Annotated in this window: 4 protein-coding genes; all 4 read right to left on the bottom strand. The window is 70.6% G+C overall.

What is annotated here, in order from left to right:
• Nucleotides 1-1,150 precede the first annotated feature (1,150 nt).
• On the bottom strand, nucleotides 1,151-3,583 hold the full coding sequence (locus tag ACWEOZ_RS43990; RefSeq protein WP_451916622.1) for a RelA/SpoT family protein: 2,433 nt from the start codon (nucleotides 3,581-3,583) through the stop codon (nucleotides 1,151-1,153).
• Nucleotides 3,584-3,743: 160 nt separating this feature from the next.
• Complete coding sequence (locus tag ACWEOZ_RS43995; RefSeq protein ID WP_451916623.1) at nucleotides 3,744-4,304, bottom strand: adenine phosphoribosyltransferase; 561 nt, start codon at nucleotides 4,302-4,304, stop codon at nucleotides 3,744-3,746.
• A gap of 69 nt (nucleotides 4,305-4,373) precedes the next feature.
• On the bottom strand, nucleotides 4,374-5,552 hold the full coding sequence (secF, locus tag ACWEOZ_RS44000; protein ID WP_451916624.1) for a protein translocase subunit SecF: 1,179 nt from the start codon (nucleotides 5,550-5,552) through the stop codon (nucleotides 4,374-4,376).
• 1 nt (nucleotide 5,553) lies between these two features.
• Nucleotides 5,554-7,051: protein translocase subunit SecD (gene secD, locus ACWEOZ_RS44005; RefSeq protein ID WP_451916625.1), on the bottom strand; the 1,498-nt coding region annotated here is incomplete at its 5' end.

Genomic DNA, 7,051 nt, shown 5'->3' on the forward strand with positions numbered 1-7,051 from the left:
GTGTGTTTTTCGTTTGGGGGGGGGGGGGCGCCCCCCCGAACCCGGTCTTTTTTTTTAGCGGGGGGCCCCCCCCCCGCCCCCAAACCTGTTGTGGTTCGGCTTGGTGCGACGCGGGATGTCAGATCTCCTTGAGCCTGGCTGTCCGGCCCCCGCGGGCTCGAATCAACGCGGTCGAGCTGGCTCGTAGGTCTGCAGCCTGGCGCAGCCAACGACCTGGCACTGCCTGAACCATGCGGCCCTTCGCCGCCACACCACCCCCGGCGCAGTCGAGCGCGCCGTCCAACACAGTTGGCCCAGCCCATGCGTCCCGGCCCGCAGCCGATCGCGCCGCCCCGGCTCGGCTCAGCCCGGCTCACGCTTCCCCGCGCAGCTGATCACGCAGCCCGGCCCGGCCCATGCTTCCCGGCGCGGCCGATGACGCCGCAGCCCAGCCCCCTCTTCCCCGCGGAGCCCAGCCCGGCACGGACCGTGCTTCCGGGCGCAGTCGATCGCGCCGCCCGGGTCCACTCAGCTCGGCTCACACCTCCCTGCGCAGCTCACTACGCAGCCCAGCCATGCTTCCCTGCGCACCAACCCAGCCGCTCCGGCCCAACCCAGCCGTGACCCATGCTTCCCCGCGCAGCCGATCACGCAGCCCGACCAAGCCCATGCTTCCGATCATGGCTGCCCCGGCCCAACCCGGCCCGGCTCACGCTTCGCGCGCAGCCCAGCCCACTTCCCGGCGCAGCTGATCACGCAGTCCAGGCCCAACCTAGCCCGGCTCAAGCTTCCTGCGCAGCCCAGCGCACGCTTCCCGGCGCAGCTGATCACGCAGTCCGGGCCCGACCTAGCCCGGCTCAAGCTTCCCGCGCAGCCCAGCGCACGCTTCCCGGCGCGGCCGATCATGCAGTCCAGGCCGGCCCAGCCGGCCCACGCTTCCCGGCGCGGCCGGTCATGCCGCCCATCCCCACCCTGCCGACGCCGACCATGCTTGCCAGCGCAGGCAACCGATCCGGGCGGTCCTACGGCGCCCAACCGCCCGGCGTCGTCCAGCCGTGCGGCTCAGCGCGGCCCGCCCACCCAGCGTGGGGCAGTAGCCGGCCTTTGGTGGTCGGGGCAGCAAGGGTCGTTGGAGCGGCGGTTGCCCCAGCGGCCTGGCGCTCTTGGGCGGTCAGGCGCCTGAGGTTACGCGGTAGGCGTCGAAGACGCCGTCTACCTTGCGGACTGCTGCTACCAGGTGGCCCAGGTGCTTCGGGTCGGCCATCTCGAAGGTGAAGCGGCTGACCGCCACCCGGTCGCGGGTCGTGGTGACCGTTGCGGACAGGATGTTGACGCGTTCCTCGGACAGCACGCGGGTCACGTCGGCCAGGAGCTTGTGGCGGTCCAGCGCCTCCACCTGGATGGCGACCAGGAACGTCGATGCGGAGGTCGGCTTCCAGCTGACCTCGACCACGCGTTCGCTCTGGTCGCGCAGGTCTTCCGCGTTGGCGCAGTCCTCGCGGTGGACGCTGACGCCGCCGGAGCGGGTCACGAAGCCGAACACCGCGTCGCCCGGCACCGGGGTGCAGCAGCGGGCCAGCTTCACCCAGACGTCGCTGACGTCCTTGACGACCACGCCGGGGTCCTGGGCCGTGCTGCGGTTGCGGGGCGGGCGGGTCGCGACGGCCGTCTCGGCGATGTCCTCGACTGCGCCTTCCTCGCCGCCGAAGCCGGCGACCAGCTTCTGCACGACCGACTGGGCGGAGACCGTGTTCTCACCCACGGCCGCGTACAGCGAGGCGACGTCGGCCAGGTGCAGGTCGCGGGCGATGGTCGTCAGGTTGTCGCTCGTCAGCATGCGCTGCAGGGGCAGGCCCTGCTTGCGCATCGCCTTGACGATCGCCTCCTTGCCGTCCTCGATCGCTTCCTCGCGGCGCTCCTTGTTGAAGTACTGGCGGATCTTGGTGCGGGCGCGCGGGCTCTTGACGAAGCCGAGCCAGTCCTGGGTCGGGCCGGCCGTGGCGGACTTCGAGGTGAAGATCTCGATGACGTCGCCGTTGGACAGTGTCGACTCCAGCGGCACGAGCTTGCCGTTCACCCGGGCACCGATGGTCTTGTGGCCCACCTCGGTGTGCACCGCGTACGCGAAGTCGACCGGGGTCGAACCCGTCGGCAGCGGGATGACGTCGCCCTTGGGGGTGAAGACGTACACCTCCTGGCTGGACAGGTCGAAGCGCAGCGCGTCCAGGAACTCGCTCGGGTCGCTGGCCTCGCGCTGCCAGTCCAGCAGCTGGCGCAGCCACGTCATCTCGTCGATGTGCGCGGGCGGCCCGACGATCGTCGCGCCCTTCTGCTCCTTGTACTTCCAGTGCGCGGCGATGCCGAACTCCGCCGTACGGTGCATGGCGAAGGTCCGGATCTGCATCTCGACCGGCTTGCCGGTCGGGCCGATGACCGTCGTGTGCAACGACTGGTACATGTTGAACTTCGGCATCGCGATGTAGTCCTTGAACCGGCCCGGCACCGGCTGCCAGTTCGCGTGGATGACGCCCAGCGCGGCGTAGCAGTCGCGGACCGTGTCGACCAGGATGCGCACGCCGACCAGGTCGTAGATGTCGTTGAAGTCGCGGCCCCGGACGATCATCTTCTGGTAGATCGAGTACAGGTGCTTGGGCCGGCCGGTGGTCTCCGCCTTGATCTTGGCCGACTTCAGGTCGAGCTGCACCCGCTGGGTGACCGACCGGAGCAGGGCTTCCCGCTGCGGCTGGTGCTCGCCGATCAGCCGGTTGATCTCCTCGAAGCGCTTCGGGAACAGCGTACCGAAGGCGAGGTCCTCGAGCTCCCACTTGATCGTGTTCATACCGAGGCGGTGGGCCAGCGGCGCCAGGATCTCCAGCGTCTCCTTGGCCTTCTGCTCCTGCTTGGCGCGGGGCAGGAAGGTCAGGGTGCGCATGTTGTGCAGCCGGTCGGCCAGCTTGATCACCAGGACCCGCGGGTCCTTGGCCATCGCGACGACCATCTTGCGGATCGTCTCCGCCTTGGCCGCGTCGCCGAGCTTGACCCGGTCGAGCTTGGTGACGCCGTCGACCAGCAGCGCGACCTCGCCACCGAAGTCGGCCTTCATCTGCTCCAGGCCGTAGTCGGTGTCCTCGATCGTGTCGTGCAGCAGGGCGGCGACCAGCGTCGTGGTGTCCATCCCGAGGTTGGCCAGGATGGTGGCGACCGCGAGCGGGTGCGTGATGTACGGGTCACCGGACTTGCGGTACTGCCCCGAGTGCCAGCGGGCGGCGACGTCGAAGGCCCGCTGCAGCGCCCGCCCGTCGGCCTTGGGGTGGCTGGCCCGGTGGGTCGCGATCAGCGGCTCGAGCACCTCGCTGACCTGGGTGCTCTGCCACGGCGCGTTGAAGCGCGCCAGCCGGGCCCGGACCCGTCGCCCGGTGGGCGCACTGGCCAGCCCGAAGCTGCTGCCCGGCTCGTCGGCCGGGGACAGCGGCTGGGTGGACTCGAGGTCGTGCGTCTCCCCGGTGGCCGGGGCCTCGGACTTCGGGGCTTGCTCAGCCTCCGGCGCCTTCGCGCCGGTCGGCTGCACCGTGCCCTCCGTCGGAGGGGCGACGTCGCTGGACACCGGCCTCCTCACACCATCGCCGGGACCACCGGTCGTCCTCGACCGGTCGGGTCCACCACCATTGCTCACCTAGCTGAGAACGTCATCCTACCCGCCCCCACTTCCCGGATGGCCCGGCCCGATCCGCCGAAACCGTGCCACCACCGGGGGCAGATGCGGATCAAACGGTCAGCAGAGCATGGACCGTACGCGGGGCCAGCCGCTCGCGGCCGTCGAGGAAGCCCAGCTCCATGAGCACCGTGAAGCCGGAGACCGTGCCGCCGGCCCGTTCGACCAGCTCCAGCGCCGCGCCGGCCGTGCCTCCGGTGGCCAGGACGTCGTCCACCACCAGCACCCGCTGACCGGCCACGAACGCGTCCTCGTGGACCTCGAGGGTCGCCTCGCCGTACTCCAGGGCGTACGAGGCGGAGTGGGTCTTGCGGGGCAGTTTGCCGGCTTTGCGCACCGGCACGACGCCCTTGCCGGTGGCGTAGGCGATAGCCGCGGCGACCACGAAGCCGCGCGCCTCCACGCCCGCCACCACGTCGAACGAGCCTGCCCCGTGGTGCGCCACGATCCCGTCGATCACCTGGCGGAACACCGGCCCGTCGGCGAACAGCGGCATCAGGTCCTTGAAGACGATGCCGGGCTTGGGGAAGTCCGGGACGTCCAGCACCCGGCTCGCCACCAGCGTCGCCACCTCGGGACCGCTGTCCCCGCGTACCTCATCAGTCTGGGTCACGCCGGACAGCCTAGACAGGCCGACGGCCCGCCACCGACGCGGTGGCGGGCCGTTCCTGGAACGAGGTGCTCAGCGGCGCTTCTGGCCACCGCTGGGCCGGTTGCCCGCGCCCCCGCTGCGCGGGTTGTTGCGCTTGGCGGCGGGCCGGACGCCGGGCCGCGGCGTGGAGGAGCCGGCCAGGGCCGGAACCTCCTCGGCCGAGATCGCGCCGGCCGGACGGTTGCGCTCGCCGCGGGCCACGTCGCCGGAGCGGACCCCGGAACGGCGGGCCAGCACCCGGGCGGTGTGGGCCTTGATCCGCGGCTCCTGGTCCTTCAGAGCGGCCAGCGTCGGCGCCGCGAACATGATCGAGGACAGGACGCCGAGACCCATGCCGACGAACAGCACCAGGCCGAGGTCCTTCAGCGAACCCGCGCCCAGCAGACCGGCACCGATGAAGAGCAGGCCACCGACCGGCAGCAGCGCCACCAGACCGGTGTTGATCGAACGCATCAGGGTCTGGTTGACCGCGAGGTTGGTCGCCTCGCTGTACGTCTGGGTGCTGCCCGCGGTGATGCCGCGGGTGTTCTCCTGCACCTTGTCGAACACCACGACCACGTCGTAGAGCGAGAAGCCCAGGATCGTCAGGAAGCCGATCACCGTGGACGGCGTGACCTCGAACCCGACCAGTGAATAGACGCCGGCCGTGAGCACCAGGTCGAGCAGCAGGGAGGCGACGGCCGCGACCGCCATCCGCCATTCGAAGCGCACGACCAGGTAACCGAGCACCAGCACCAGGAAGATGCCCAGACCCAGCAGCGCCTGCTGGGTCACCTGGGTGCCCCAGGCCGCGGAGACCCGGTTGTCACTGATGTCCTGCGCCGGCACTTTGAGGTCGGCCACCAGCGCGTTCTTGACGGCGGTCGACTCGTCCTGGGTCAGCGCCTCGGTCCGGACCGTGTAGGTCGCGTCCGGGCCGTTGCCGACCTTCTGCGCGGTGCCGATGTCGGCCGCCTCGGCCACCCCGGCGGTCTCGACCGCGCGGGCGACGGCGCTCTGCGCCTCGGGCTGGGTGCCGACGCTGGCCGGGATCACGAACTGGGTGCCGCCGGCGAACTCGATGCCGAGGTGGAAGCCCCGGATCAGGAAGCTGCCCAGGGCGACCAGCACCAGCGCACCGGCGATCGCGAACCACAGCTTGCGGCGACCGACGATGTTCAGGTTCGCCTCGCCACGGTAGAGGCGGTCGGCAAGACCCTTGCTGGCCATGTCAGGCCTCCTTGACGTCGGTCGGGGCACGCTTGAGGGCGCGGCCGAGGCCGCTGACCCGCGGCGACATGAACGCCTTGGTGTTGGCGAACATCGTCATGATCGGGTGCCGGAAGAGGAACACCACGACCAGGTCGAGGATCGTGGACAGGCCCAGCGCGAAGGCGAAGCCCTTCACCGCGCCGATCGACACGATGTAGAGCACCACCGCGGCCATGATCGTGATGGTGTTCGCGGAGATGATGGTACGCCGCGCGCGGGCCCAGGCCCGGGGGACGGCGCTGCGCGCGCTGCGCCCCTCGTGGATCTCGTCCTTGAGTCTCTCGAAGTAGATGACGAACGAGTCCGCCGCCACACCGAGCGAGACGATGAAGCCGGCTATGCCGGCCAGGGTGAGCGTGAAGCCCGTGGCCCGGCCCAGCACGACCAGCGCGCCGAAGGTGAGCAGACCCGACAGGATCAGGCTCAGGAAGATGACGGTGCCCAGCAGCCGGTAGTAGAAGAACGAGTAGATCGCGACCAGGCCCATACCGATGGCGGCGGCCAGCAGACCGGCCTCGAGCTGCTGCTTGCCCAGCGTCGCCGAGACCGACTGGGTGGCGGCCGGCTCGAAGGTGACCGGCAGCGCGCCGTACTTGATCTGGTCGGCGAGCTCCTTGGCCGAGGTGGCGTCGAACTGTCCGGTGATCTGCGACTGGCCGGTCAGCACGCCCTGGATCTCGGGGGCGGAGATGACCGTCTTGTCGAGCACCACGGCGACGAGGCAGTGCGTCGCGCCGGTGGACAGCGCCTGCGCGGCGGCCACGCAGGTGTCGTTGGCGGCCGGCTGGAACGCCTCGCGGGTGAGCGCGGTCCACTTGGCCTGGCCCGGGCCGGTGAAGTCCAGGGAGACGACCCACTGGCCCTGCTGCTGGTCGAGCTGCGGGGTGGCGGTGTCGATGTCCGTGCCGATGACCTTGGCGGCGTCGAGGTACATCTTCGCGCCGCTCTGGCAGGCGACGACCTTCGAGTTGATCGCGTCGATGGCGCCGTTCGGCCGCTTGTCGAGCTGGTTCTCGCAGCCGATCGTCGGGACGTTGAACTGCATCTCCGGCGTCAGCGCGTTGACCTCCTGGGCGCTGAGCGTGCCGAACGCCTTGAACTGCACGCCGGCCGTCGGGTCGGTGGACAGGTCCACCGGGTCGGTCAGCTTCTCGGCCGCGGCCCACGCCTTGGCGCCGACCTTCTTCTCGACGGCCGCGCGCTGCTCCTTGATGTCGGCCGGCACCGGGGCCGGCGCCGCCGCCGAGGCGGAGGGAGCGGGCGCGGGGGCCGAGGCGGACGGGGCCGGGGCGCTCGGGCTCGGCGCCCGCTCCCCGCCACCCTGACCGCCGGTGGACGCCGACGGCGCGGCGCTACCGGTGATACCTGACCTGCGTCTTTGCCAACCTGCTTGCCTCAGCATCGTTCTCCCGGCGATCCGACTGACCCAGCGCGGCTGACTTCTACCGTCGTCGCAG

This window comes from Actinoplanes sp. NPDC004185, from assembly GCF_053603475.1.

Bases quoted from the DNA above. Each gene is read 5' to 3' on its own strand.
- secF (WP_451916624.1), bottom strand. From the start codon at position 5,552: ATGGCCAGCAAGGGTCTTGCCGACCGCCTCTACCGTGGCGAGGCGAAC.